At 44.9% G+C, this 26,218-nt stretch carries 21 protein-coding genes; 7 read left to right on the plus strand and 14 right to left on the minus strand.

What is annotated here, in order from left to right; all coding sequences use genetic code 11:
• Positions 1–66: 66 nt before the first annotated feature.
• The 7 genes from OU793_RS15630 to nrfB form a co-directional block, all read right to left on the minus strand.
• The gene (locus tag OU793_RS15630) at positions 67–243 is read right to left on the minus strand and encodes a hypothetical protein (protein WP_005483239.1); all 177 of its coding nucleotides are present in this window, start codon (positions 241–243) and stop codon (positions 67–69) included.
• 148 nt (positions 244–391) lie between these two features.
• Entirely contained in the window at positions 392–802 is a 411-nt protein-coding gene (gene nrfF / locus OU793_RS15635) for a heme lyase NrfEFG subunit NrfF (RefSeq protein ID WP_005494740.1), read from the minus strand.
• Positions 789–1,322: a DsbE family thiol:disulfide interchange protein gene (locus OU793_RS15640; RefSeq protein WP_140104093.1), complete on the minus strand. Its 534-nt coding sequence runs from the start codon at positions 1,320–1,322 to the stop codon at positions 789–791. The genes nrfF and OU793_RS15640 overlap by 14 nt, the downstream gene beginning before the upstream one ends.
• A complete protein-coding gene (locus tag OU793_RS15645) occupies positions 1,300–3,207 on the minus strand; it encodes a heme lyase CcmF/NrfE family subunit (RefSeq protein WP_140104092.1) in 1,908 nt (635 codons plus the stop codon). The genes OU793_RS15640 and OU793_RS15645 overlap by 23 nt, the downstream gene beginning before the upstream one ends.
• A gap of 9 nt (positions 3,208–3,216) precedes the next feature.
• Positions 3,217–4,188 carry a cytochrome c nitrite reductase subunit NrfD gene (gene nrfD, locus OU793_RS15650; protein ID WP_017448430.1) on the minus strand — a complete coding sequence of 324 codons (972 nt, stop codon included), beginning with the start codon at positions 4,186–4,188 and terminating at the stop codon, positions 3,217–3,219.
• On the minus strand, positions 4,185–4,871 hold the full coding sequence (nrfC, locus tag OU793_RS15655) for a cytochrome c nitrite reductase Fe-S protein (protein ID WP_029864348.1): 687 nt from the start codon (positions 4,869–4,871) through the stop codon (positions 4,185–4,187). The genes nrfD and nrfC overlap by 4 nt, the downstream gene beginning before the upstream one ends.
• 1 nt (position 4,872) lies before the next feature.
• The gene (gene nrfB, locus OU793_RS15660) at positions 4,873–5,475 is read right to left on the minus strand and encodes a cytochrome c nitrite reductase pentaheme subunit (RefSeq protein ID WP_023623873.1); all 603 of its coding nucleotides are present in this window, start codon (positions 5,473–5,475) and stop codon (positions 4,873–4,875) included.
• Between the two features lie 450 nt (positions 5,476–5,925).
• Here nrfB and nrfA point away from each other — a divergent pair, with 450 nt between their 5' ends.
• Positions 5,926–7,353 (plus strand): ammonia-forming nitrite reductase cytochrome c552 subunit, encoded by a 1,428-nt coding sequence (nrfA, locus tag OU793_RS15665; protein WP_140104052.1) that lies wholly within the window; start codon positions 5,926–5,928, stop codon positions 7,351–7,353.
• Between the two features lie 116 nt (positions 7,354–7,469).
• Here the strand turns inward: nrfA and OU793_RS15670 are convergent, their stop codons facing one another.
• The 3 genes from OU793_RS15670 to gyrA all read right to left on the minus strand — a co-directional run bounded on the left by OU793_RS15670 (position 7,470) and on the right by gyrA (position 11,435).
• Positions 7,470–8,021 (minus strand): hypothetical protein, encoded by a 552-nt coding sequence (locus OU793_RS15670; RefSeq protein WP_140104051.1) that lies wholly within the window; start codon positions 8,019–8,021, stop codon positions 7,470–7,472.
• 32 nt (positions 8,022–8,053) lie between these two features.
• A complete protein-coding gene (locus tag OU793_RS15675) occupies positions 8,054–8,677 on the minus strand; it encodes a cytochrome c (protein ID WP_023585321.1) in 624 nt (207 codons plus the stop codon).
• 121 nt (positions 8,678–8,798) lie between these two features.
• A complete protein-coding gene (gene gyrA / locus OU793_RS15680) occupies positions 8,799–11,435 on the minus strand; it encodes a DNA topoisomerase (ATP-hydrolyzing) subunit A (protein ID WP_005494728.1) in 2,637 nt (878 codons plus the stop codon).
• 309 nt (positions 11,436–11,744) lie between these two features.
• On the opposite strand from gyrA, the gene ubiG reads away from it, so the two are divergent.
• The 4 genes from ubiG to yfaE all read left to right on the plus strand — a co-directional run bounded on the left by ubiG (position 11,745) and on the right by yfaE (position 16,729).
• Positions 11,745–12,452 (plus strand): bifunctional 2-polyprenyl-6-hydroxyphenol methylase/3-demethylubiquinol 3-O-methyltransferase UbiG, encoded by a 708-nt coding sequence (ubiG, locus tag OU793_RS15685; RefSeq protein WP_025535381.1) that lies wholly within the window; start codon positions 11,745–11,747, stop codon positions 12,450–12,452.
• A 501-nt stretch (positions 12,453–12,953) separates the two neighbouring features.
• Positions 12,954–15,236 carry a class 1a ribonucleoside-diphosphate reductase subunit alpha gene (gene nrdA / locus OU793_RS15690; RefSeq protein ID WP_005457837.1) on the plus strand — a complete coding sequence of 761 codons (2,283 nt, stop codon included), beginning with the start codon at positions 12,954–12,956 and terminating at the stop codon, positions 15,234–15,236.
• 81 nt (positions 15,237–15,317) lie between these two features.
• Positions 15,318–16,451 (plus strand): class Ia ribonucleoside-diphosphate reductase subunit beta, encoded by a 1,134-nt coding sequence (nrdB, locus tag OU793_RS15695; protein WP_005494727.1) that lies wholly within the window; start codon positions 15,318–15,320, stop codon positions 16,449–16,451.
• Positions 16,451–16,729, plus strand: a complete 279-nt coding sequence (gene yfaE, locus OU793_RS15700) for a class I ribonucleotide reductase maintenance protein YfaE (RefSeq protein WP_017448424.1) — start codon at positions 16,451–16,453, stop codon at positions 16,727–16,729. The genes nrdB and yfaE overlap by 1 nt, the downstream gene beginning before the upstream one ends.
• Positions 16,730–16,801: 72 nt before the next feature.
• Here yfaE and OU793_RS15705 read toward each other — a convergent pair whose 3' ends face one another.
• Positions 16,802–18,034, minus strand: coding sequence for a CinA family nicotinamide mononucleotide deamidase-related protein (locus OU793_RS15705; protein WP_025552800.1), 1,233 nt, complete (start codon positions 18,032–18,034; stop codon positions 16,802–16,804).
• A 197-nt stretch (positions 18,035–18,231) separates the two neighbouring features.
• Here OU793_RS15705 and OU793_RS15710 point away from each other — a divergent pair, with 197 nt between their 5' ends.
• Both OU793_RS15710 and OU793_RS15715 read left to right on the plus strand, forming a co-directional pair.
• On the plus strand, positions 18,232–19,134 hold the full coding sequence (locus OU793_RS15710; protein ID WP_021448933.1) for a DUF3943 domain-containing protein: 903 nt from the start codon (positions 18,232–18,234) through the stop codon (positions 19,132–19,134).
• Between the two features lie 224 nt (positions 19,135–19,358).
• Positions 19,359–19,871 (plus strand): glycine cleavage system protein R, encoded by a 513-nt coding sequence (locus OU793_RS15715; RefSeq protein WP_005483182.1) that lies wholly within the window; start codon positions 19,359–19,361, stop codon positions 19,869–19,871.
• Between the two features lie 77 nt (positions 19,872–19,948).
• Here the strand turns inward: OU793_RS15715 and nspC are convergent, their stop codons facing one another.
• The 3 genes from nspC to OU793_RS15730 all read right to left on the minus strand — a co-directional run bounded on the left by nspC (position 19,949) and on the right by OU793_RS15730 (position 25,427).
• A complete protein-coding gene (nspC, locus tag OU793_RS15720; protein WP_047124029.1) occupies positions 19,949–21,082 on the minus strand; it encodes a carboxynorspermidine decarboxylase in 1,134 nt (377 codons plus the stop codon).
• Positions 21,083–21,281: 199 nt separating this feature from the next.
• Entirely contained in the window at positions 21,282–22,532 is a 1,251-nt protein-coding gene (locus OU793_RS15725; protein ID WP_020838767.1) for a carboxynorspermidine synthase, read from the minus strand.
• 18 nt (positions 22,533–22,550) lie between these two features.
• On the minus strand, positions 22,551–25,427 hold the full coding sequence (locus tag OU793_RS15730; protein ID WP_140076477.1) for a pyridoxal phosphate-dependent class III aminotransferase: 2,877 nt from the start codon (positions 25,425–25,427) through the stop codon (positions 22,551–22,553).
• Positions 25,428–26,218 lie beyond the last annotated feature (791 nt).

The raw sequence follows: 26,218 nt of genomic DNA on the forward strand, positions 1-26,218 counted from the left end.
TACAATAAAAAACCCCAGACAAATTTTTGCCTGGGGTTGGTAAAGGTTAGAGCATGAAAAGGAATCTTAATGAGTTTGGCTACGTTTCCAAACCGCTAATTCTATCCATACCGCTTCGAGTTCTTGAATTTCTTCGTCTGTTAAGACGGCGAGAGTTGAAGTCACTTGTGGCAGCTTCGGTGTTTGAAACGCACGAATCTGCGAATAAAAGTCCTTCTTTAACTGCAATATAACTGAATCCACTGCGTACACCTACTGTTGTTCTTTTATTACTTCTCCAGCTCAAATTTTATCGTCAGCTTTATACTGGAGGCTTCATAAATTCCAAAAAATGATAACACTCTGCTTGTTATATGCACAATTTATTTTCCATACTGGAATAATGGTCACATTAATTTCGCTTGATTAGTCGGATCGAAAATAGAGCAAAAAAGATCAAAAATATAATAGGAAAGATCCACAATAGCGCAGTTGAATAATTAAATGGAGGTTGATACAGAACAATATTTCCATATCGTTCAACCAAATAATCTTTTACCTGCTGATCGGAGCTACCTTCATTGACCATGGTATAGACCTTTAACCGAAGATCTTTAGCCGCTGGCGCATTGGACTCAATCAAGTTCTGGTTTTGGCATTGTGGGCAGCGCAATGTCTTAGCGAGCGAGGTTGCTCGTTGTTGCACTTCTACAGATTGAAATTCAAAAAGATCAACGTTCTGCTTAATTTCACTCCCATTGCTCACAGGAGAATATAATGCAAGTGCAAAAACGGTAATAAATATATATTTAAATAGCGCCATTAAAATACCTAGAAAATATTGAGTTCCATTTGTCGATCGTGATTGCTCCCCGATATTTGATCAAAACCTTGCCATTTTGATCAATAAGATAAGTTTCTGGTGTACCTATCACTCCCAGCTCAACCGCTAATTCGCCATTTGGGTCACTAATCACTTCTTGATAAGGATTGTTTTTAGAGCTCAAGTAGTTTTGAGCGGCAGAGTTATTATCTCGATAATTCAAACCAATGATCGGCACTCCCGCATCCGCTATCTGCAAAAGTGTTTCATGTTCTTTCTTACAGATCCCACACCATGACGCCCACACATTCAGCAACTTATAGCCATTGTCTTGAAACAACACCTGAGTGACCTCTTTTCCAGAGATAACCGATACAGCGCTGAAATTTGGAACCATTAGCGTGCTTTCCTTTGCTTGCTCAACGTTGGGACGGTCAGATAACGCCGCAACGACCACGACTGAAAAGACGGCAACAACAATAAATAACCCGAATAGTTTAGGCATAGTTTTCGGTGACATTCACGGCCCTCTTTCTTTTGCGATACACAGTCGTCAGTGCGCCAAACACCGCTATCAAACCGCCTGACCATATCCACCAAATCCCCGCCCGGTACTGAACTTTTATCGCATAAGCGTTTGTGCCAACTTTATCCCCTAACGTCAAATAATAGTCTCCGTGCCATAAACTCAGAATCGCGGGCTCAGTCATGTTCATTACTCGCACGGGATAATGGCGTTTTTCAGGTTGTAATACATAGCGGGTCTGATCATCAAGGCGCAAAATGATCCTTGCTTGTTCTGCGGTGTAATTTGGTCCTATTATCCAATCCATACCTTGATAATCGATACCAATGTTTGCTCTTTGATGTGAAACGCCAGGCTCTACTCGCAAGTTGTATTGATACGAGTATTCACTGTTGAAGACAGCTCCTACAACGGCCACAGCAAAACCGACGTGTGCTAATACCATCATGATTAGTGGCCCTTTGTTTTCGGCATTAAGCCATAGCATAGTGTGCGTAGCAATAACCCAAGCCGCTAAAAATACACTTGTAATTGTCCCAATACGTACGGTATCAACCGATAAGATAAAGACGGCTACGAGACCTAATGCGATTGTACTTGCAAAGACGAATTGCCCTTTCCAGTTCGCGCGCACTCCTTTTGTCCACCGCAAAATTGGCGTCATGGCTAACGCCAACAAAGCGAAAATACTAAGAGGAAATATTAAGCTATTAAAATACGGCGCACCAACAGAGATGTTTCCCAACCCAAGCAATTGATAAATCATCGGGTAGAACGTACCTAAAAAGACGATCGCCGTGGATATGACCAAAAGTCCAATGGCCACATACACCATATAAGAACGACTAATCAAGGAACGTAATCTAAATGGTTTGATGGCATCTCCACGCACAATCAGTACGCCAAACGTCATCAATACTAACGCACTAAGCACAGTAAGCAGGGCTAAACCTTTGGTAGGATCCACAGCAAAAGCATGCACCGATGTTAATACGCCAGAACGTACGATAAATGTCCCGAGAATGCTTAAACTAAAGGTTGCAAACGCCAACGCGTATGTGCTCCACAACGCTCCCTGATTTTTCTTTGCTAATACCCCGCTGTGCAAGAGTGCAGTGCCGGTTAACCACGGCAATAGAGAGGCATTTTCTACTGGGTCCCAAAACCACCAACCTCCCCAGCCAAGTTCATTGTATGCCCACCAAGAGCCGACGAGGATACCAACAGTCAGGGTTCCCCAGGCAAAATATGCGGCCTTTCGCGTACAACGGTACCATTCATTGACAGGCCGTTTGCTTAATAACGCCGCAAGTGCAAACGCCAAAATGGCGGAATAGCCAACGTAACCTAAATATAAAAGTGGCGGATGAATGATCAATCCAATGTCCTGCAGCATTGGATTCAAATCACGTCCTTCTATTGCGAATGTTTTTGCGAACTCAAAAGGGTTAGACGTTGTTAACATGAACCAAGCAAAAACGGCAATCAGGACATTCATAATGCCAAGGCAATCTGCGGTGTAGCATTGGTTAATCGGAGAACTAAGAGCAATGTATGATGCCCATAAACTGAGCGTCACGACCCAAAACAGCATGGAGCCTTGGTGCCCACCCCATGCCGCTGCAACCTTGTAAGCGGTTGGCAACTGGCTGTTGGAATGAGTGACCACATATTCAAGAGCAAAATTGTCTTGGATAAAACAGACAATCAGCAGTAATAGACAAACTACAGAGGCCAAACTGATGAGATGTGAGGTCGCAAGTTGGTGTTCTAACATAATGGGCTTAGCCGCTGCACGGCGATACCAATGCAGTACAGCGGAACAACTCGCCCCCATTGCGACGAAAATCAGTAAGAAGAACCCTAGTTCAGCCTCCATTGTTCCTCCTTAGACAACGGTCATTTGACCAGCATAGAGTATGAATGTACGCAGCATCAGCACGCCGACCAAACTCAATGTCGTCACGACAAAGACGTAACTACCTTTATGGCGAACTTCAGAAGGCATTAACCAGTTCAATGTTAGCGGCATCAACATACCAATCAACACAACACCAACCCAGAACCACTGCGCCCAAAAGCCGTTGGATATTGCATTCCAAGCTGCGACTTCGTTTTGTCCCCCGCTGAAAATCAGGCCAGTAAAGAACGTGACTAAAACGAACAACTCGAATAATACAACCGGACGTTCAAAGCCATGCACCCATGAAACACTAGGACTGGATGTCGGCTCTTTAAACACTAAGATTCCGAACATCAAACATGCCGCTGCGCCCGAAGAAAGGCTTGAGAATAGGAACAAAATCGGCAACACCGGATTGTTGAGCATCGGGTAGGTTTTAAGTGCCGATAGTAGGAAACCAGTATATGCCGCCAGTACTATCGCCAAGAAACCCAAGAACAACTCGATGGCATTACTCACCTTTCCAGCCTTGATCAAAAAGCCATCCACAAAGTCGAGTAATCCGCTCGGTAATTTGCCTTCACAAAAGCTGATGATTTGATGGCGAAAGATCACGCCAATCCAAACAAACAACACAACCATGTAGACTTGAAACAAGACAACGCCCATCGACATCACCGACGTCGGGTTGTAGTAAATCATGATTTTCCAAAACTGGAGTGGCTTAGTTAAATGGAAAATCAAAATCACCAAACCGGAAATGATGCCAAATGGCGCGAGCCAAGCCATCGCTTTCATAATGCCATTGTTCGCCGGATCACCCTCAATGACTTTGCGTTTAAGGTAGATAGAAATCATCACTGCACCAGCAGACATCCCAGCTAAGAATAGGTAAATCGCGATGATCCAATCCCACACTAATGAATCAAAGTGGAAAGCACTTTCAAAACCGTTCATGATGACACCTCCCCTTTGTTATGCGGAATTTTAAACAGCTTAGGTTGCGTTCCTAAATGTGACTTATCGCGATACACAAGATGGTTATCAATGACTTTGCTTACCTCGCTAGTTGGGTCATTCAGATCACCAAAGATGAGTGCTTTTGTTGGGCAAGATTCCACGCAAGCTGGCTGCTTACCTTGTGCTAGGTTGGTATCACGGCAGAAATTACATTTGTCTGCAGAATGGTCAACAGGGTTGAAAAAGCGCACTTGATAAGGACAAGCCGCCAAACAATAGCCACAGCCGACGCATCGCTCTTTGTGCACATCAACTATCCCCGTAGCTTCATCCTTGTACGCAGCACCCGTAGGGCAAACATACACACATGGTGGATTATCACAGTGCTGACAAGATTCACGCGTAAACTGGTACTCAACATCAGGAAATTCCCCAATGGGTTCACTGCGATGAATTTTTAGGCGGGTCACCCCTTCTGGCACTTTATTCACTTCGCGACATGCTTCGGTACACGCAGTACATCCTATACACGTATTTTCATCATGCACCATGCCAAAACGTTTGGTTTGCTCACTATCACTGGCATAAAGAGAAGCACTAACAACAGAAGTGCCAGCAACGCCAGTGGTCAAAATCAATGCGCCGCTACTGGCTAAAAAATTTCGTCTTGAACACTTCATGCTATCTCTCCTCTTCTTTTGCAAGTTCAGGTTCAGCAGCAAACTGAGAGTGGCAATCGACACATTGCTTGATGAGCTGTTTTCTGTCGTAAGAAAGCGCTTTCGTTTTGGCAGCGTGAACATCGTGACAATTTGAACAGGTCAAATTTTTAGCATGAACATCATGCGTCCAATTACTTTCTCTCAACTGAGTTGGAGCATGGCAATCTACACACTGGCTATTCGCTTTGAGAATGGTACTTGGATCAAGAAAAACCTTGTCATGCACTGCTTTTGACTGCGCAGCAGCAAACTTGATCACATCAGGTGCCCCTTCACGGTGATCAGGCCCGATATTGCTGTGACAGTTTGTGCAGTTAAGTGTTTTACCTTGGCTAAGCAGCGCTTCTGGCTCATGCGACAAATTCAGAGTTTCTTTGGCATCCTTATGACATTGAAGACATTTGTAGTCTCGGTCACGAATCAGCTCAACTTGATGGCGAGTGGTTTGTGCACCCTCAACAGGCTCTGATGAAATCGCATGGGCGGAGATAGAAAAACCATAGATGGCAAAGGCGAAGAGAAATTTCAGCATTGTCACTATGGTCAATTTTATATTGCCCATATTTTTCTTTCCTTAGCTCTAAAATAATTGATAACTGTTCTCAACTATTTAATGGAGCGACAATTAATTTCTTCTGAAGATATTTTTATATCTTCAAATGACATCAATTCTTATTTTGGAAAGCCACAACGCTAAACCTATATTCATAATACCCCTATTATTCCTAAGAGGTAGAAGGCACTGTTCAAAAAGCGAACTTAATCACCTTATTTATAAAATGGTTACACCTCTAACCTACTGTCAATAAAGGGGATTGAATCATACCACTTTAGAGGTATATGAAATTAAACATGATTAAGATCACTAGTGTAAATTGATCTAAAGCAAGACTCATTCCGCTCACTATTTCATCTCTTTATTTACACAATAATACTATTTGTAGATCTCCGATTCTTATTTGGAATAGCTTCTCACAACGCTGCTAATAAAAACGAATATGGAGATAACACCGTGAGCATAAAACACTGGATGAGCGCACCTATCGCGGTTGCGACCTTATTCGCTAGCCAATTATTGTTGGCCGGCTCTGTGTTGGCGGCAGAAAACAACGATCGACTTGATCCTCGTAATGACGCCTTCGAACAAAACCATCCTGACCAATATCATTCTTGGAAGGCGACATCAGAAAGTAAACATATTGAAGACGCCCTAAGTGAAGACCCAAATATGGTGATTCTTTGGGCTGGCTACGGATTTGCTAAAGATTACAACAAGGCTCGAGGTCACTTTTATGCGCTCGACGATGTAAGGCAAACCCTAAGGACAGGCGCACCGGCAGATGAAAACTCCGGGCCAATGCCAATGGCGTGTTGGAGTTGTAAAAGTCCTGATGTCGCTCGCGTGATAGAAGAACGTGGCGAGGATGGCTATTTCTCTGGTAAATGGGCACGTCTAGGCTCAGAAATCGTCAATCCTATCGGATGTTCTGATTGTCACGACACTCGCTCAGAAAAATTCAACCAAGGCGAGCCAGAACTAGCACTAACCAGACCTTATGTTGAGCGAGCATTCGATGTAATTGGAAAAAGCTTTGATGAGCAGTCACGCCTTGATAAACAAGCGTCTGTGTGTGCTCAGTGCCATGTCGAATACTACTTTACAGGACCAACGAAAGCGGTGAAATTCCCTTGGGATATGGGTACGACTGTCGGTGACATGGAGAAGTATTACGATGCGTTGGACTTTAAAGATTGGACTCACGCCGTTTCTAAAGCACCGATGCTAAAAGCACAGCACCCTGGCTTCGAGACTTGGCGTGAAGGGATTCACGGCAAAAACAAAGTAGTTTGCGTCGACTGCCATATGCCGAAGGTGACAAAAGAAGATGGTACCGTTTATACCGATCATAAAGTAGGCAACCCTTTCGACCGCTTCGAAGAAACATGTGCGCAGTGCCATACTCAAACCAAAGAGCAGCTACGCAACATCGTGTCGTCACGTAAAGCGCAGGTGTTGAACATGAAATTAACCGCCGAGAAGCAAATTGTCGCGGCGCATTTTGAAGCTGGAGAAGCATGGAAAGCAGGAGCAACGGAAGAAGAAATGAAGCCGATTCTCCAAGATATTCGCCATGCGCAATGGCGTTGGGATTATGCGATCGCCTCTCACGGTGTTCACATGCACGCACCAGAAGTGGCGCTGGAAGTTCTCGGTACCGCAGTAGATCGCGCCGCCGATGCTCGTACTAAATTGGTACGCTTACTGGCAACAAAAGGCATTACTGAACCTGTTCAAATTCCAGATATCTCGACCAAAGCAAAAGCCCAAGAAGCTTTAGGAATGGATATGGAAAAAATGAACGCGGACAAAAAGCACTTCTTAGACACCGTTGTGCCAGATTGGGATAAAGCAGCGGCCGAACGAGAAGCAACCTATTAGTCAAATCGAAAATAGGATTCGACACCTATGATGCAACAACAAAGGGCGCGTTCTGCGCCCTTTGTTTTCATCAGTTCATTCTAGTCGAAGTACATCATCAAAATGCAAGTAAACCATTAACGTCGACGAATTCTTGGCACCGGTTGGATGTTTGGTCGAGTCTGAGGTCTCTGAATATTTGGTTTGGTAATCGGACGCGGCACGTTATGCGCGGGTAATGGCTGTGTCTTCAATGTTGATTCTGGCAACGTCGTTTGTTTTGGTAATGTTTTTGTTTCTACACGCTGGGGACGCTCGTGCCATTTTGCTTGAATCGCTTGTTTTTGTTCATCCGGCAACATCTTCCAGTGGTTATCCAGTTGTCGCTTCATGTTATCGAAGTTGGCGTTCATATCGCCATCTTTCCAATCTTCAACTTTGTCTTTGATTGACTGTTGTTGATCGTCGTCGAGACTATTCCACCATGCCTCGAGCTTTTCTCGATGGTCATGTCCGTCGTCACAGCAACCCGGATAATAGTAAATCCAATAGTCATCGTGACCATACCACCAAGGGTCGTAATACCCACTCGAATAATAGACAGATGAAGAACCAGTTGAAGGAGACGAGCATCCCACCAGCACTGTACCGCACAACAATACCAACAAACCCGCTTCTAGCTTCTTCATACTGACTTTCCTCTTTACTCTACATTGTATACTTACATGAGCTTTTTCGCTTTGTTGATGGACTCGATGATCGTCACTCTGTCTAAATTGGGGTCATTGGAATCTAGGAGTAGAACCCAAGTATCGATGGCTTCTTGAAAGCGGAAAGAAATGAAGTGATCGTTCGCTATCAACGACAATGCGGCTTCATTATAAGGTTCAAGTTGCAACGCCTGTTCTAATAGTAAACTGACTTCATCAGTCATCGCTTGTTTATGCAGGTAGTATAATGTTGTCGCCTTAGCGGCAAGTTGCGTCGCGGTTACGTTGTCAGTGAGTTGGAGTGTGTAGTCGAAACAAATCAACGCGGCATCAAATTCTCCCTCCAACAGATAACCTTGACCTAACTGAAACCAAAGCTCATCGTTATTAGGCTCTTGTTTTAACTGTTGCTGTATTTCATCCATGATGTCTCGCGAGGTCATCATTCGAGCTATCTCCGCTTGGATAGGTTTCGGTGGGGTTTGCTTCAACAACAAGTAGCCAGCGCTAGTGAGTGCTAACACCATCAAACAAAAGCCAAACCACTGCGTAGGCTTAACTTTAGAAGCGCTAAGTGACAAAACGACGATAAAAAGCCCCATCAAAGTGATGGCAATGAAGAACCATAAAGACATAGCGATACCCGTGAGTAAACATAAGTTTAGTGTACTGGTTTGGTTGAGAGATTGCGTTGATGAAGATACAAAAAAGCCGAGCATCTTGCTCGGCTTTCATATTTAGCGATGAAGGAGAAGATTACTCTTCTTTGCCCTCTTCCGCGTCGTCTGCTGCTGGCGCTTCAGGAGCTTGCTGTTCTGCATTCGCTTCTGTTGTTTCTGCTTCTTCGCCTTCTGGCAATTCCACTTCTTCAACTTCATCGATACGTTGTAGACCAACAACTGACTCGTCTTCTGCTGTACGGATCAGCGTTACACCTTGAGTGTTACGGCCTACTTGGCTAACTTCTGCTACACGTGTACGAACCAGAGTACCAGCGTCGGTGATCATCATCATCTCGTCGCCTTCTTCTACTTGCACTGCGCCAACTACTGGGCCATTACGCTCAGAAACCTTGATAGACACAACGCCCTGAGTTGCACGACCTTTCGTTGGGTATTCAGCCAATTCAGTACGTTTACCGTAACCGTTTTGAGTAACCGTTAGGATGTCGCCTTCGTTAGACGGAACGATTAGTGAAACCACTTGGTCGTCGTCAGCCAGCTTCATACCACGTACACCTGCCGCGGTACGACCCATTGCACGTACTTTGTCCTCGCTAAAGCGAACAACTTTACCTGCTTTAGAGAACAGCATGATGTCGCTTGAACCCGTTGTGATATCAACGCCGATTAGAGAATCGTCATCACGTAGGTTCACCGCAATTAGACCGTTTGAACGTACGTTCGCAAACTGGTCTAGAGAAGTCTTCTTAACGGTACCGTCGCCAGTTGCCATGAAGATGAACTTATCTGCTGAGAACTCATCAACCGGAAGAATTGCAGTGATACGCTCACCATCTTCCAATGGAAGGATGTTCACGATCGGTTTACCACGTGCAGTACGGCTCGCCAATGGCAATTGGTAAACTTTCAGACGGTAAGTCTTACCGCGAGTAGAGAAACATAGAATGTTGTCGTGGGTATTCGCCACTAGAAGACGTTCAATGTAGTCTTCATCTTTCATTCGAGTTGCACTCTTACCTTTACCACCACGGCGCTGTGCTTCGTAGTCGCTTAGGATTTGGTACTTAACGTAGCCTTCGTGAGATAGAGTTACGACTACGTCTTCACGAGCAATCAGCTCTTCCATGTCGATGTCATGGCTAGCTGCTGTGATTTCAGTACGGCGTGCATCAGCAAATCCGTCACGAACTGCTTCTAGTTCTTCACGAATCACTTCCATCAAACGCTCTGTGCTTGCAAGAATGTGCATTAACTCAGCGATTTCTTCTAGAAGCTCTTTGTATTCAGCAAGAATCTTCTCGTGTTCTAGACCGGTCAATTTATGTAGACGTAGATCTAGAATTGCTTGCGCTTGTTGTTCAGTCAGGAAGTATTGACCGTCGCGGATACCGTATTGAGGCTCTAGCCATTCTGGGCGAGCCGCATCAGTACCAGCACGCTCAAGCATTGCTGCTACGTTACCTAGATCCCAACCACGAGCAATAAGACCAGCTTTTGCTTCAGCAGGAGTCGGCGCTTTGCGAATTAGGTCGATGATTTCATCGATGTTCGCTAGAGCAAGTGCAAGACCTTCAAGAATGTGCGCACGCTCACGAGCTTTACGCAATTCGAAGATAGTACGGCGAGTCACGACTTCACGACGGTGATCCACAAAGCACTTCAACATATCTTTCAGGTTGAATAGCTGTGGCTGACCATTGTTCAACGCAACCATGTTGATACCGAAAGTCGTTTGTAGCTGAGTTTGAGCGTAAAGGTTGTTAAGAACCACTTCGCCTACTGCATCACGCTTACATTCAATAACGATACGCATACCATCTTTGTCAGATTCGTCACGTAGCGCACTGATGCCTTCAACTTTCTTATCTTTAACAAGTTCAGCAATCTTCTCGATCAGACGAGCTTTGTTCACTTGGTAAGGAATTTCGGTAACGATGATGGTTTCTTTACCGTTTTTCTCTGTTTCGATTTCCGCTTTTGAACGCATGTAGATCTTACCGCGACCTGTTTTGTACGCGTCTACAATGCCTTTACGACCGCTGATAAGCGCCGCAGTTGGGAAATCTGGACCAGGGATGTAATCCATTAGTTCATCAATAGTGATTTCTTCATTATTGATGTATGCAAGACAGCCATCGATCACTTCGCCAAGGTTATGTGGCGGGATGTTGGTTGCCATACCTACCGCGATACCAGAAGCACCGTTGACCAATAGGTTTGGAATTTTGGTTGGAAGAACCGCTGGAATCTGTTCTGTACCATCATAGTTAGGTACGTAGTCTACGGTTTCTTTGTCTAGGTCAGCCAAAAGTTCGTGGGCAATTTTTGCCATACGTACTTCGGTGTAACGCATTGCCGCAGCAGAGTCGCCATCGATTGAGCCAAAGTTACCTTGACCATCGACCAGCATGTAACGAAGTGAGAACGGCTGAGCCATACGTACGATTGTGTCGTACACAGCACTATCACCGTGTGGGTGATATTTACCGATTACGTCGCCGACAACACGGGCTGATTTTTTATATGGTTTGTTCCAATCGTTGCCTAGTACGTTCATCGCGAATAAAACGCGGCGGTGTACTGGTTTTAGGCCATCACGCACATCTGGAAGAGCACGACCCACGATAACTGACATCGCGTAGTCTAGGTATGAACCTCTAAGCTCATCTTCAATGTTTACGGGCGTGATCTCTTTAGCTAAATCGCTCATAGAGCCATTATCCCTCTATTTTCTGATCGTAATTACGATACGTGTAAGGTGCAAAAATATAACACACAATTCATCACTGGGGCATCACTTTCCCGCTCGTTTTATCAGGTTGTGAGCTTCGTTATGAGTTAAATGAAGAGAAATTGCACATTCATCCCATATCTTTCTGAAAACTGACTATATTTCCACCAACTGTCGCCAAAAAAGTCTCCTGTAACGATTGTGAGAAAAGAAGCAGTTTAAACGTATCGTACCATTAGAGTATAATCTCGCCTTCCAAAGGACTATTAGCGAAGCAAAATAACTATCATGACTAAAGCACAAAACGTCGACCCTAGTGAAATTAAGAAATTCGAAGAGATGGCTTCTCGTTGGTGGGATTTAGAAGGCGAGTTCAAACCTCTTCATCAAATTAATCCGCTTCGCTTGAACTATGTCCTAGAAAAAGCCGATGGCCTTTTCGGCAAGAAAGTTCTCGATGTTGGTTGTGGCGGCGGCATCTTAGCAGAAAGCATGGCAAAGGAAGGCGCCACCGTGACTGGTCTAGATATGGGTAAAGAGCCACTAGAAGTTGCTCGCCTACATGCATTGGAGACAGGGACTAAGCTGACCTACATCCAAAGCACCATCGAAGACCACGCTGCGGAAAATGCCGGGACTTACGATGTCGTGACCTGCATGGAAATGCTAGAACACGTGCCAGACCCACTCTCTGTAATTCGCTCATGTGCCGCGTTGGTTAAGCCTGGAGGACATGTGTTCTTCTCGACGTTAAACCGCAACATCAAGTCGTACTTGTTTGCGATTGTAGGCGCAGAAAAACTATTGAAGATTGTGCCAGAAGGCACGCACGATCATGAAAAGTTCATCAAACCTGCTGAAATGATGAAGATGATCGACCAAACAGATTTGACTGAAATGGGCATCACAGGCCTTCATTACAACCCGCTAAATGACAACTATAAGCTAGGTCGTAATGTAGATGTAAACTACATCGTCCACACTAAAAAATACTGAACGGCGTTACATTAAAAACGCCTTCTTGTGATTGACATTTCAGTCATAAAATGAATCAAAAGCGGTAGCACAAAGTTGCCGCTTTTTTTGTCTTTTTATGTATGAAATTCGTGCTCTAGATTCCATTTTAACCAACCCATTTTTCGCAAATAAAAACAGGCAAAGATCAAGGAATTTTTTTTTGAGGGCGGTTATTTATAAACCGATCTTCAAAGCTTAGTTTTCCCCATTCAAGTCAGCCCTTTTCTCATCGGTTAGTGTTCACTTACTGAATTTTTTTATTTTATTACTTATCCACAAGTCATCCCAAATCTGTACCTTGATAAATCAGTGCAATAGCACTATCTTGTAACCCGCAAACAAATGAACCCCTATATGTTGTGTTTAAGCTACAATATATAGATAGACTTTGATCACAAAGCCGCCGCAAGCTTTACAAACTTTGCACATAAACAAACAAAAATACGGCTTTTATCAGTTTTCTTAGGGAAATAAAGCAGAATGAACCAACAACTTACCGTCACTAAGCGTGATGGCCGTAAAGAAAGTATTGATCTGGATAAAATCCATCGCGTTATCACTTGGGCTGCAGAAGGTCTAAATAACGTTTCAGTCTCTCAAGTAGAACTTCGCGCTCACATCCAGTTTTACGACGGTATCACAACGACAGATATCCACGAGACTATCATCAAGTCAGCGGCAGACCTGATCTCTGAAGAGACCCCGGATTACCAATACCTAGCTGCTCGCCTAGCGGTATTCCACCTACGTAAAAAAGCGTACGGCCAATATGAGCCGCCAACGCTGTTTGATCACGTGTCTCGTCTTGTAGATATGGGTAAGTACGACCAACATATCCTCGAAGACTACTCAAAAGCTGAACTGGACGAACTAGATTCTTACATCGACCACAAACGCGACCTTAACTTCTCTTACGCTGCGGTAAAACAGCTTGAAGGTAAGTATTTCGTGCAAAACCGTGTGTCTGGCGAGATCTACGAAAGTGCTCAGTTCCTTTACATTCTAGTGTCGGCTTGCCTGTTCGCTAACTACCCGAAAGAAACACGTCTTGACTACATCAAGCGTTTCTACGATGCGACGTCAACATTTAAAATCTCTCTACCTACACCAATTATGTCTGGTGTACGTACCCCTACTCGTCAGTTCAGCTCATGCGTACTGATTGAGTGTGGTGACAGCCTAGATTCTATCAACGCAACTGCAAGTTCTATTGTTCGTTACGTATCTCAACGTGCTGGTATCGGTATCAACGCGGGTCGCATTCGTGCGCTAGGTTCTGAGATCCGTGGCGGTGAAGCATTCCACACAGGTTGTATCCCGTTCTACAAGTACTTCCAAACAGCCGTAAAATGTTGTTCTCAAGGTGGTGTACGTGGTGGTGCAGCAACGGTGTTCTACCCAATGTGGCACGGCGAAGCACGTTCACTAATGGTGCTTAAGAACAACCGTGGTGTCGAAGAGAACCGCGTTCGTCACATGGATTACGGCGTACAGCTAAACAAACTGATGTACCAGCGTCTGGTTGAGGGTGGCAACATCACTCTATTCTCACCTTCAGACGTACCGGGTCTATACGACGCATTCTTCGAGAACCAAGAAGAATTTGAACGTCTATACGTGAAATACGAGAACGATCCTTCAGTTAAGAAGGAAACGGTAAAAGCCATCGAAATGTTCTCGCTACTCATGCAAGAGCGAGCTTCAACAGGTCGCATCTACATTCAGAACGTAGACCACTGTAACACTCACAGCCCATTCGACTCTGAAGTTGCACCAGTTCGTCAGTCTAACCTATGTCTGGAAATCGCACTTCCAACTAAACCACTGACTAACGTTGAAGATGATTCAGGTGAGATTGCACTATGTACGCTTTCCGCGTTCAACCTTGGCGCAATCAAATCTCTGGATGATTTCGAAGAGCTTTCTGATCTTGTTGTTCGCGCTCTAGATGCACTACTGGATTACCAAGATTACCCACTACCAGCGGCGTACAAGTCAACAATGAACCGTCGTACGCTAGGTGTTGGTGTTATCAACTTCGCTTACTACCTAGCGAAGCATGGAGTGAAATACTCTGACGGCAGCGCAAATGGCCTGACTCACCGCACGTTTGAAGCAATGCAATACTACTTGCTAAAAGCATCGGTAGCGCTAGCAAAAGAACAAGGCAAGTGTCCTTCGTTCCACGAAACAAACTACGCGAAAGGCTTACTGCCAATCGACACTTACAAGAAAGATATCGACCTAATTTGTGATGAAGAGCTGCACTACGATTGGGACAGCCTACGTCAAGAAATCATGGAACACGGTCTTCGTAACTCAACACTGACAGCGCTAATGCCTTCTGAGACCTCTTCTCAGATCTCGAACGCAACAAACGGTATTGAGCCACCACGCGGTTACGTATCTGTAAAAGCATCGAAAGATGGTATCTTGAAGCAAGTTGTTCCTGAGTTCACAGAACTGAAAAACAACTACGAACTGCTTTGGAATATCGGTTCTAACGACGGTTACCTTCACCTTGTGGGCATCATGCAGAAATTCGTTGACCAAGCGATCTCTGCAAACACAAACTACGACCCATCGCGTTACGAGACGGGCAAGGTTCCAATGAAGAAACTTCTTCAAGACCTACTTACAGCGTATAAGTTTGGTGTTAAGACGCTTTACTACCATAACACTCGTGATGGTGCGAAAGACGACCAGAAAGACGCAGTTCAACCACAAGATGACGATTGTGCAGGCGGCGGTTGTAAGATTTAATCTTCCCTACCCTAACAATCCGCAGTAACAGAATATCGAACACCTCCCCTTATGGGGAGGTCTAAAAGGAATTGAGGCATTATGGCTTACAGTACTTTTAACCAGAACAAAAATGACCAACTAAAAGAACCTATGTTCCTTGGTCAATCAGTAAACGTTGCTCGTTACGACCAACAAAAATTCGAAATTTTCGAAAAGCTTATCGAAAAGCAACTGTCTTTCTTCTGGCGTCCGGAAGAAGTTGACGTATCTAGTGATCGTATCGACTACAACAAACTGCCAGACCACGAGAAGCACATCTTCATCTCTAACTTGAAGTACCAAACGCTTCTAGACTCAATCCAAGGTCGTAGCCCAAACGTGGCACTACTTCCACTCGTTTCTCTTCCTGAGCTAGAAACATGGATTGAAACTTGGTCTTTCTCTGAAACGATTCACTCTCGTTCATACACTCATATCATTCGTAACATCGTGAATGATCCAAGTGTTGTATTTGACGACATCGTAGAGAACGAGCACATTCTAAAACGTGCTAAAGACATCGCACACTACTACGATGACCTGATCCAAACGACTAACGACTACCACCGCTACGGTGAGGGTGAGCACGTCATCAACGGTGAAACGGTTAAAATCAGCCTGTACGATCTTAAGAAGAAACTGTACATCTGTCTGATGTCTGTAAACGCGCTAGAAGCAATCCGTTTCTACGTAAGTTTCGCGTGTTCATTCGCTTTCGCAGAGCGTGAGCTAATGGAAGGGAACGCGAAAATCATCAAGCTGATCGCTCGTGATGAAGCGCTTCACTTGAATGGCACGCAGCATATGATCAACCTGCTACGTAACGGTCAAGATGACTTCTCATTCATGCAAATCGCAGAAGAAGCAAAACAAGACTGTTTTGACCTATTCAAAGAAGCGGCAGAGCAAGAGAAGGAATGGGCAGAGTACTTGTTCAAAGACGGTTCAATGATCGGCTTGAACAAAGACATCCTGAGCCAATACGTTGAGTACATCACCAACATCCGTATGCAAGCGGTAGGTCTACCAGCAGCGTACCCAGAAGCAACAACCAACCCAATCCCTTGGATTAACGCTTGGTTGTCTTCAGATAACGTTCAAGTAGCACCTCAAGAAGCGGAAATTTCGTCTTACCTAGTCGGTCAGATTGACAACGAAGTTCGCGCAGACGACTTTGAAGGGTTCGAGCTGTAATGCCAACCATCAAAATCAACAAACTTGTTAGCATTGAATCCAACCCATCCAATACCATTTTGGAGACCATGGAACAGGCGGGCTTACTTCCAGAATACAACTGTCGCGACGGTCACTGCGGTGCATGTCGTTGTAAGTTGGAATCTGGTGAAGTGGAGTATGTTGGTTTTGCCATGGCTTACACGCAAGGTGATGAGATTCTCCCTTGTATCTGTAAAGCCAAATCAAACGTTTCGCTGACTGGTGTGAACTACGCGATGAAAGAAAAGCGCGCATAGTTCCAGACGAAGAAACACGAAAAAGCCAAGGCGATCGCCTTGGCTTTTTGTTATCTGTAGATGGTGAATAGCCTAAAGTGCGCTGTTAGGAATATGCATCTCTTTCACTTTCTCTAAAAACGCATAGTGGGCAAACATAGGTTTTCGCTCTAAGTAACGGCGTAATAAATCCAGCGCTGCGGTGCTGATCACTTTCACTTGGTCGTCACGCTGATACTTTTTCGCTAACTTATAAGACGCGCCCCATTCACCTGATGGTGTAGACAAGGCGACAGAAAATACCCCACCTTCAACCTGTCCGGTCACTAATGCTAAATCGGTAGCGCACTTTTCGCGAGTCGCTCCCGCTAACGCAAATGTCGCAGCCAATGGATCGCCCTCATGGTTTACAGTTTGGTTACGCCCTGCCAGCACCCAACCGTGACCCAATTGCTTTTCTGCATTTTCATCACTGTTTAACCAGTAGGTTAAATATCCAGCACTGCTTTTTTCAGACACAGAAAGTGTGAGATCTTTATCCGCCAGTAGTTGTCCTACATGCTCAACCATCGGAAGGTCGATGCTAACCGTATTGCTTTCGAGGTGCTTGTTGATCAACTGCATCAGCTTCAAACGTTGTTCAAGCTGATCTGCCGGGCCAAACAGCTTCACTTCAATAAAAGGAAGATAAGAGCGATATCCAAGCTCATATCCTTGTGGCAGTTTTAACTGATCCAACTTATCCGAGATCCCAGATTCAGAAAGACCAAAAGTGTAGATTCGACTACAGCATGAACCTTTTACATCAGGAAATACTCTTCGAAGATCAGGCAAAATTTGTGTTTCTGCCATCAATTTGAATTCGCTTGGTACACCAGGAGTGAAATAAAAAATCGCGTCATTAATCAGCATCTTAAAGCCACATGCCGTGCCAATAGGATTGGCTAAAATTTCTGCGGTTTCAGGTAGCATGGCTTGTTTTAAATTGCTATCAGGCATAGGAATGCCACGTCGAGCATACATGCTCTCCAGTTGCTCTAGCCATTCTTTAAACAATACCAGTTTGCACTCAGCCGCTTTCGCTGCCGCTGCGGCGCTCATGTCGTCGGTCGTTGGCCCCAATCCACCGTTAACAATGACTACGTCATTGTTGAAGCTCAGCATTAAAAACTCTTCGATTAAGCTCGACTGCTTGTCTCCCACAGTGGATCGTTTGGTTAAGCCAAACCCATGCTGATAAAACAAACTCGACAGCCACGCCGCGTTAGTATCAACAATATCTCCGTGAAGCACTTCCTCACCAGTACTTAGCATTGCAATTTTCACAACTGACTCCTGAACATAAGCACAATTCTATTTCTATACGGAGCACTTATATCGTTTTCTTTTTATCAGACTAATCGCTTAGTCAATTTGTTGGGATTAAATTAAGGTCAAGTATTTAAATGGGTTTTCTTTTAAGGGATAATTGTGAGCCCGATCATCAAACCATTAACTCGGAGACCTTTGTGTCAAAATCATCCATGTTCAAGAAGACTCTCGCAGGACTCTTACTGACGACGTCGGCCGTTGCTAACGCAAGCCAGTACGATATGAGCCGCCACTCAGAGTTTTCTTACACGCCTGATTGTATGTCAGGTTACTGCGAAACAACCAATCTGTACACCTTCGAATCTCAAAATCGCAGTCTTGCTTTTGAACAGAATAACGATGATTCTTTAAATCTTGACGCAGGCCTTCAGCCTAGACACCTTATCGTTCCTCAAGATAAGGACTGGGATTACCTAATGGGCCAGACGTACACCATCCTTGGCCTGAGTGTGGCTACTGTTGGTTTGATGACGTTTCTTCCTGAAAGCATTACTAAGTGGGACGAAGAAGACCGCGACATGAGCAAGCTGGGTAGCAAATGGAAAGATAACGTTTCTGATGGCCCGGTATGGGACCGTGACGAACACTTCCTAAACTACATCATGCACCCATACTTTGGCGGTGTTTACTACACAGCGGCAAGACATGCAGGTTACAACGAATTTGAATCATTCTTGTACTCTGCCACCATGTCTACTTTCTTCTGGGAATACGGTGTTGAAGCGTTTGCAGAAGTCCCTTCTTGGCAGGACATCTTTATCACGCCATTCTTTGGTGCGGTCGTGGGTGAAATGATGCTAACAGCAGAGCAAGACATCGTAGCAAATGGCGGCGAAGTGTTAGGTTCAGAAACTGCAGGCGACGTTTCTCTCTTCTTCCTAAACCCTGTTGGTCATATCCACCACTGGGTGACTGACGCATGGGGCGGCAGCGCTGAATTGAAATTCAACTCCTCACCTTGGTTCGGCAATCAAGATGTTGCGAAGTTTGCCATGGACGCAGGTGCAAGCTACGACAGTCAGTTTTACGGCGTAGAGCTGAAAGTAACGTTCTAAGCCAACCATATTGAACGACATTAATGAAGAGCAGCCAAACGGCTGCTCTTTTTGTATCTAGTGCACTGTTTTGATTATTTGCTTCGCGAATTAGTGTGAAAAATTGACTTCTATCAAACATAACCCCTTCCTAGGACCTACACTGAAGAAAAGGACTTATTCCAATAACTTAAGCGATGCGTTCCACCGCACTGCGTCCAAACCTTATTCCAGGAGGGGACATCATGAACACTGTGTTTATCGTTAACTTTGTCGGTCAAGCATCACCGGCGACTATCAAACAACTGGCTGCTGTTACTCATGAAAACGGAGGCAAATGGTTAATCAGTAAAGTAAACTTTATTGAAGACCAAGTCGCTGGGGTGATAAAAGTTGAGTTACCTGAAGAAAACGCGGACACGGTGAAAGAAGCGTTTTCAGCCTGCCAGACTCTAGTAGTTAAATTTGTGGATTCAGAGCCTCACTCACACAAAGAAGATACCATTTTCCAACTTCGTCTCGATTCCAATGACCGTGCAGGTATCGTCAATGAAATCACTCACGTTCTGGATGCACAAGGCATCTCTATTTTAGATATGGATTGTCAACGCGTATTTATTGCCGGGGGTGGTGGTGTGAGTTCTAGCTTGTTCAGCGCCAAAATGGCTATCAAGCTGCCAAGCGAATTGGAAATCGAAGATGTGGCGAACGAGTTAGAAGCGCTCAGCGAAGACACCAGAGTGATAATTGAAAGCTAGTCGATTTAGCCTTTTATTCATAGAAAAAGAGCAGCTATAAATAGCTGCTCTTTGTCATTGTAAGCATGAGAAAAACATTACTTCACAGACCACTGTGACAGTGAGCGTTTGAAGTCTGAGTAGTCAAACTCATTCAGTTTTTGAATCTCGCCGCTTGAACGCTCACAGTAAACAGAAGGCATACGTAGACCATTGAACCAGTTTAGTTTCACCATCGTGTAACCAGCGCTGTCTAGAATGTGCAGACGTTGACCAATCTCTAATGGCTGATCAAAATTCGCCACACAGAACTGATCACCGGCAAGACATGAACACGAACCAATCACGTACTCGTGCTCGCCGTTGTCAGATGCCTCTAGAATGGAAGCTGGTTCATTGTAAATCAGCGTATCAAGACGGTGTGCTTCAGTTGCAGAGTCAACAATTGCTGTCTTCTTCACGTTCTCAACGATATCGACCACAGTAACCACTAAGTCTGTCGTCTTAGTGATAATGGCTTCACCCGGCTCTAGGTACATTTGCACGCCGTGCTTCTCAGAGAATGCTTTTAACGCTAGACCTAGCTTCTCAATATCGTAACCCGGCCACGTGAAGAATACGCCGCCACCCATGCTCACCCAATCCAGCTTGTTTAGGTATTCGCCAAACTGCTCTGAAATCGCATCTAATAGGCCGATAAACGCGTCCACATCTTTGTTCTCACAATTCATATGGAACATCACGCCATCAATACCTTCAAATACTTCAGGTTTGATGTGATCAGCTTGTACTCCTAAGCGAGAGAATTTGCGCGCAGGGTTTGCGAGGTCTTGACCCGCGTAGCTCACGCCCGGATTTAAGCGTAAACCAATTGATGCTTTGCCTTCAACGATGTGGCGGTAAGCTGCAAGTTGAGATTGCGAGTTGAAAATCATTTTGTCACAAATGTCTGAGACTTCACGTACGTCATCTTCGCTGTAACCCACACTGTAGGCGTGCGTTTCGCCACCAAACGTTTCGTAGCCAAGTTTTACTTCGAATGGACCGGAGCTGGTCGTGCCGTCTAAGTAAGGCTTGATGATGTCAAACACACCCCAAGTAGAGAAACACTTCAGTGCTAGCACAAGCTTTACACCTGAGATTTCTTTTAGCTGTTTTGCTTTCTCTAGGTTCGCAATCAGCTTGTCTTCATTAATCATGAAGTACGGAGTTTTTAGTTCATTGTGTTGCATGTTAATACCTTGAGTCCCCTCGCCTAAACGAAGGCACTGTAAAATCGAACAAAGCCGACGCGGTTGCATCGGCTTAGATTTTAATTATTTAACTTTGTTTGTAATTCGCTGAAATTTGTCTCTGTAGCGAGGAGAACGCGTGGAGTTTACGAATGTAAATGAGCACGTTCGACAAAGCCACAGAGGCAAATAACAAGAATTACTTCAAAGCGTGGATAACTGGTAGACCTTGAGCCGGTTCCAGCTCCTGAACATGCCAATCTAGACCGATTTCTGGCATTGTTTCTAGGAACGGATCTGGGTCTAGCTGCTCCATGTTGAACACGCCTTTGTCAGCCCACTTGCCACGGAAGAATTGAAGTGCGGCTGTGATCGCTGGTACACCTGTTGTGTAAGAGATCGCTTGATGCTCTACATCTTCGTATGCCACTTCGTGGTCAGCGTTGTTGTAGATGAATACGCTACGCTCTTTACCGTCTTTCTTACCTTGAACCCAAGTACCGATACACGTTAAACCTGTGTAACCTGGCGCTAGAGACGTTGGATCTGGTAGTAGCGCTTTCAATACATGAAGAGGCTGTACTACTGTGCCATCGTGCAGCGTTAGCGGATCTGGACTTAGTAGGCCGATGTCGCGCATTACGTTGAAGTAGTTAAGGTAACGATCACCGAAGCCCATCCAGAACTCAATACGTTTCGCAGGGATGAACTCTTTCATTGAACGCACTTCGTCGTGCGCCATTGAATACACTTTGTGCGAGCCACAGTTCGGGAATTCGAACTCAAGCATACGTGAGTGACAAGGTACTTGCTTCCACTCGCCATTTTCCCAGTAGAAAGAGTCACCTTGGATCTCTAACATATTGGTTTCTGGGTCAAAGTTCGTTGCAAACTTCTTACCGTGATCACCCGCGTTTACATCCATCACGTCGATTGTGTCGATCTCGTCGAACAGGTGTTTTACTGCGTATGCTGCAAACACAGAAACTACGCCTGGATCGAAACCAGCGCCTAAGATGCCAGTGATGCCCGCTTCTTCGAACTTCTCACGGTAGCCCCATTGCCAATCGTAAGCTTCAGGGACTTGTTGACCTTCTGAACATAGGTCAACCGCGACTGATGTATCTAGGTATGAAACTTTTGCTCGGTAACACGCTTCCATGATTGGCATGTTTACCCAAGGAGGACCTGCGTTGATGACTAGGTCCGGCTTCACTTCTTCAATCAAAGCAACAAGAGAATCTACGTCGTCAGCATTTACTGCACGAGCTTCTAGTTTCTTAGTTGAATCTTTCAGATTGTTTTTCTTCTGAATCGATTCGATGATTTTCTCACACTTACCTACGGTACGTGATGCGATTGTGATATCACCCAGAACGTCGTTGTTTTGTGCTGCTTTGTGTGCAACTACCCAGCCAACGCCGCCTGCACCAATCTGTAGAATTGCCATAGTTTTCCGTTACCTTTGTTAAACTAGCTCAACTGCTAGCATATTGATTTTAGAGAGCAAAGATTCAAAGTCCGAAGTCGTTAGACACGGGTTCAAAATCGTAAATTTAAGCGCGGTTTTACCGTCGACAATGGTTTCACCCAATACCGCGATACCGCGAGTCAACGCTTCTAAACGTAGCGCTTTGTTCAGTTCATCAAGATCTGCTGTTTCGTGTGTTGCACGGAACAATACCGTCGACAGTGAAGGCTCAGCTAGTAGTTCAAACTGATCGTTTGTACGGATCATGTCAGCCACTTCAAGCGTTTGAGCGAGTAGATGATCGTACATGTCACCCAGAGCCTTCGGACCCACGTTTTGCATGGTCATAAAGACTTTCAATGCATCGAAACGTTTGGTTGTCGCGATGGATTTATCGACCAAGTTTGGTAGCTCATCGTGCTCACGGTTCAAGTAATCTGCGTGATGAAGCAAGAACTTAAAGTTCGACTTGTCGTTCACCAAAAGTGCACCACAGCTGATTGTTTGGTAGAACAATTTGTGGAAATCGACACTGATAGAGTGAGCGCGCTCAACGCCTTTCAGACGAGACTTATGACTGCTAAGGATCAGCGCACCACCGTAAGCACCATCCACATGCATCCACATGTCGTGCTTGACTGCCATGTCGGCGATGAAGTCTAGGTCATCAATTGCGCCGTGATCCGTCGTACCCGCAGTACCAACAATCGCAAATGGAATTACCCCTTCAGCTTTCGCTTGCGCAATCACTTCATCTAGCTTCGTAATATCCATGGTGCCATCAGCGTTTGCATCCACAGTCATCACCGCTTTCTCACCAAGCCCCATCCAAGATGCAGACTTTTGAACTGTGAAGTGTGATTTCTTAGAACATACGATGCGAAGTTTGTCAGCGTAGTCAGGCAGACCTAACTTCTGGATTGAATGACCACTGAGCTTATCTGCGATCCAATCACGTGCCAGCATCAAACCCATTTGGTTACTTTGAGTGCCACCGCTAGTGAAAATACCATCGGCTTTTTCGCCTAAGTCGTACTTGCCGCACAGCCAATTGACCACTTTTTGCTCAACGTAAGTTGCAGAAGATGCTTGGTCCCATGAATCCATTGATTGGTTCAGTGCTGCAATCATCGCCTCTGCTGCAACAGCCGGCATTAAAGGAGGCGTATGCAAATGCGCGATACAATCAGGGTGTTGAGTGAAGATAGCGTTCTTTGCCACCAGCTCTGCCGCATCATCGATTACGGATTTAAGTGGCGCATTTTTGTTGTCTAGGTCAACCGCGTTGATCGCATCTTCTAACGCTTTAGGCTCCATACCTGAGTATGGTGCGTTAACTTGTTCAAACACTGACTTCATTGCAGCAGTTGTGTGGTTCATTACTGATGCAAACTCAGCACTGCCTAGTTCACCGGTATGGATGAAGTGCTTTTTCCACTCTTCTTGTGGTGCAGCTTCAACGTGGCTACCGCCTGCGGCGATGATCGCTTCTTCAAGCACACGTAATGCGAAGTCAATCTGTTCGAATGAAATGATAAGTGGTGGAAGGAAGCGAATAACAGAACCTTCGCGGCCGCCTTTCTCAACCATCAAACCACGCTCAAGCGCAGCACGTTGAATCGCTAGGGTCAACTGACCGTCAGCAAGAGGTTCACCAAACTTGTTAAGCTCGCCGTTAGGATTCTTGATTTCAACGCCTAGCATCAAGCCTTTGCCACGAACTTCAGCAATACAGTTAACACGTTTTTGGATGCTTTCAAGACCAAAACGTAGGTATTGGCCAGCAACGTTCGCATGCTCAACAAGGTTGTCACGTTGGATAATTTCAAGCGCTTTAGCACCTGAAACCATTGCAAGTTGGTTACCACGGAATGTGCCCGTGTGCTCGCCTGGCTTCCACGTATCGTGTTGCTTATTGATCACAAGCAGTGACATTGGCAAGCCACCGCCAATCGCTTTAGAAAGACACAATACATCAGGCACGATACCCGCTTCTTCGAAAGCGAAGTTGTAACCAGATTTACCCACACCACACTGGATTTCATCAAAAATCAGCAGGATACCGTGCTCATCACAAATACGACGTAGTTCGCGCAACCAGAATGCTGGAGCAGGAATTACACCGCCCTCACCTTGTACTGGCTCTACGATGATCGCAGCAGGTTTCATGATACCCGCCTCATCATCGTTCAATAAACGCTCGATATAACGAATGCTTGCTTTCGCACCTTCGTCACCACCAAGACCAAATGGACAGCGTAGGTTGTATGGGAAAGGCATAAAGTGCACATCTGACATTAAGCCAGTACGACGCGCTTTTGTTCCTAAATTACCCATCATGCCCATCGTACCGTTTGTCATACCGTGATATGCACCACGGAAAGCAAACATGGTATTACGACCTGTCGTTTGTTTCGCTAGCTTGATCGCAGCTTCAACCGCATCAGCACCCGATGGTCCACAGAACTGAATAACACAGTTATCGCCCAGCTCTTGAGGAAGAAAAGACTTAACAGACTTAATAAAGTGAGTTTTAGCAGAAGTGGCAATATCAAGAGTTTGATAAGGCAGACCAGAGTCTAACTGCTCTTTTAACGCTTGGTTAATTTCAGGATGGTTGTAACCCAACGCTAAAGTACCAGCACCAGCTAAACAATCTAGGAAGACTTGACCACGAGTATCTTCTACCAAACAGCCATATGCTTGCTTTATCGCAATCGGTAGACGACGTGGATAAGAACGAACCTCAGATTCATGCTCCGCCTGTTCTAATAGAACTTGATCCGGCGTTAAGTCATACGTTCCCTCAACAAAAGGAACCTGAGAAGAAAAAATGTTTGCGATAGTGTTATCGACTTCAAAGGCAGTGCTCATACTACTTAATCCCTTGAATTGTAATAATTCTCGAACCTGTATTTATTTTCGTTTGAATTTAATTACAGGAGATATAGGTAAACCTCCGCATTTGTCGCTACGTAAAAGACAAATACAGATAGTCAGTCACAACATCGGTGACTTTTATTTGTGCTGGGAATTAATCAAGGTTCCGTAATGCAACCGTTTTGTAAAACAGGACATTTCGGCAGTATGAAGCTGATTAGTGTGTGTTTATTCAAAGGTTTCAATGTTGGGTTTCCCATTAACATGCTGCATTTACAGCATTAGTATCCCGTCTATCGACAAATGGCTTTACCGATACCTACCCTACGTAGTGTCACAATCAGCTTGAATGGTCACTACGCGTATCCCCCAGAGAACTAGCGTCATAAATTACGCTCCGAGATTGCGCGCGAATTTATCACAAAATAAAATCTTCTGGCAACGACTTTTCACAATTCATAAGTTGACAGCGATCACAACAAAACCATTCTTATTCTGATCTCAATAACTTACCTGATAGAGGTGAATTTATCTTGTTCTGTCGATATGCATCTAACAAAGTCATAAATAAAACTGGTTGAATAGTATGGATGTGCATTTAAAAGAACTGGTTTCCCAGATAGCTTAGAATTTGCATTTATTTGTTTGGCGAGAGTCGGACTTACTTTTTGAAGTTGTTGAGAAACAACAAATACGAAAAAGCCCAGCTAAAAAGCTGGGCTTATCAATCTGGAGCGACACACGAGGTTCGAACTCGTGACCTCAACCTTGGCAAGGTTGCGCTC

The sequence above is a fragment of the Vibrio sp. VP6 genome, from assembly GCF_028823755.1.
Lineage (GTDB): Bacteria > Pseudomonadota > Gammaproteobacteria > Enterobacterales > Vibrionaceae > Vibrio > Vibrio parahaemolyticus.

Excerpts from the sequence above, each read along its gene's own strand:
- nrfF (WP_005494740.1), bottom strand. The coding sequence starts at position 802 with ATGGCGCTATTTAAATATATATTTATTACCGTTTTTGCACTTGCATTA.
- OU793_RS15640 (WP_140104093.1), bottom strand. The coding sequence starts at position 1,322 with ATGTCACCGAAAACTATGCCTAAACTATTCGGGTTATTTATTGTTGTT.
- OU793_RS15645 (WP_140104092.1), bottom strand. The coding sequence starts at position 3,207 with ATGGAGGCTGAACTAGGGTTCTTCTTACTGATTTTCGTCGCAATGGGG.
- nrfD (WP_017448430.1), bottom strand. The coding sequence starts at position 4,188 with ATGAACGGTTTTGAAAGTGCTTTCCACTTTGATTCATTAGTGTGGGAT.
- nrfC (WP_029864348.1), bottom strand. The coding sequence starts at position 4,871 with ATGAAGTGTTCAAGACGAAATTTTTTAGCCAGTAGCGGCGCATTGATT.
- nrfB (WP_023623873.1), bottom strand. The coding sequence starts at position 5,475 with ATGGGCAATATAAAATTGACCATAGTGACAATGCTGAAATTTCTCTTC.
- OU793_RS15670 (WP_140104051.1), bottom strand. The coding sequence starts at position 8,021 with ATGAAGAAGCTAGAAGCGGGTTTGTTGGTATTGTTGTGCGGTACAGTG.
- OU793_RS15675 (WP_023585321.1), bottom strand. The coding sequence starts at position 8,677 with ATGTCTTTATGGTTCTTCATTGCCATCACTTTGATGGGGCTTTTTATC.
- gyrA (WP_005494728.1), bottom strand. The coding sequence starts at position 11,435 with ATGAGCGATTTAGCTAAAGAGATCACGCCCGTAAACATTGAAGATGAG.
- ubiG (WP_025535381.1), top strand. The coding sequence starts at position 11,745 with ATGACTAAAGCACAAAACGTCGACCCTAGTGAAATTAAGAAATTCGAA.
- nrdA (WP_005457837.1), top strand. The coding sequence starts at position 12,954 with ATGAACCAACAACTTACCGTCACTAAGCGTGATGGCCGTAAAGAAAGT.
- nrdB (WP_005494727.1), top strand. The coding sequence starts at position 15,318 with ATGGCTTACAGTACTTTTAACCAGAACAAAAATGACCAACTAAAAGAA.
- yfaE (WP_017448424.1), top strand. The coding sequence starts at position 16,451 with ATGCCAACCATCAAAATCAACAAACTTGTTAGCATTGAATCCAACCCA.
- OU793_RS15710 (WP_021448933.1), top strand. The coding sequence starts at position 18,232 with ATGTTCAAGAAGACTCTCGCAGGACTCTTACTGACGACGTCGGCCGTT.
- OU793_RS15715 (WP_005483182.1), top strand. The coding sequence starts at position 19,359 with ATGAACACTGTGTTTATCGTTAACTTTGTCGGTCAAGCATCACCGGCG.
- nspC (WP_047124029.1), bottom strand. The coding sequence starts at position 21,082 with ATGCAACACAATGAACTAAAAACTCCGTACTTCATGATTAATGAAGAC.
- OU793_RS15725 (WP_020838767.1), bottom strand. The coding sequence starts at position 22,532 with ATGGCAATTCTACAGATTGGTGCAGGCGGCGTTGGCTGGGTAGTTGCA.
- OU793_RS15730 (WP_140076477.1), bottom strand. The coding sequence starts at position 25,427 with ATGAGCACTGCCTTTGAAGTCGATAACACTATCGCAAACATTTTTTCT.